At 63.7% G+C, this 790-nt stretch carries 1 protein-coding gene; it reads left to right on the top strand.

Translation table 11 applies throughout. The annotated features are described in order from the left end of the window. The first annotated feature begins 130 nt into the window (after positions 1-130). Complete coding sequence (locus AC1D3B_RS36215; protein ID WP_478195476.1) at positions 131-316, top strand: DUF3606 domain-containing protein; 186 nt, start codon at positions 131-133, stop codon at positions 314-316. Positions 317-790: the final 474 nt, after the last annotated feature.

Genomic DNA, 790 nt, shown 5'->3' with positions numbered 1-790 from the left:
CTTCGAAGATCGAGCCGGGCGGCGAAGGTCCGATCGGTCCAAACGATGGGCCGAACGTGACAACGGGGAACGAGCGCGGAGCGCCCGACAGCCCAGCAACTCCTCAGAACCCGAAGTAAGGAGACCTCGAATGCCAGACGACACCACCAACCGCGGTGCGCAGGACCGCGCACGAATCAACGTGAATGAGGACCATGAGGTCCGCTACTGGACTCAGGCCCTTGGGATCTCTGAGGAAAAGCTCCGTGAGGCAGTCGCGGCTGTCGGCGTCAGCGCCGACGCAGTACGCCAGCACCTAGGTAAGCCTCAAAAGTAGACCGTCGGCTGGGGGCGGCCGCCAGGGCCGCTCCCAGCCACGTACTGATCACTGCCTGGCGCTCTCGTCCCCCTCGCCCTCCTCGGTCTGCGCCGCATCAGTCCCGATGTCCGGCGTGCCAGGAAACCCGGTGTTCGCTTCCCGTCCCATCCGGCACGACTCTGCTCGATGTTTTGCCCGGAGGCTGATCCACGACCACCAGGCCTCGCCTCTACGGCGGGCGGGACGGCTGTCGGGCGTTTGATTTAGTCATGGTGCGCGCCTTGTGCAAAACGACAGGGTGGCGCCGAGCGATTTCTCCCAGGATGGATTTCCACCATCTCGAACGTAGGCCGGCATCTGTTTCTCCGCCCTCAGGGGCTAAGCGGAGAGCGCCGCAGGTGGGATTTGTGGCTTCATCACCCACTCTGAGAGATGCCAGCTGATGACTGACCACCTGGGGGTGCGGCAGAAATCTTGGACTACCTCTGGAGG

The organism is Variovorax sp. P5_A3, from assembly GCF_056400665.1.
Note: the sequence above shows the minus strand (reverse complement) of the source record. Positions and strands in the feature narration are given on the sequence as shown.

Excerpts from the sequence above, each read along its gene's own strand:
- AC1D3B_RS36215 (WP_478195476.1), top strand. The coding sequence starts at position 131 with ATGCCAGACGACACCACCAACCGCGGTGCGCAGGACCGCGCACGAATC.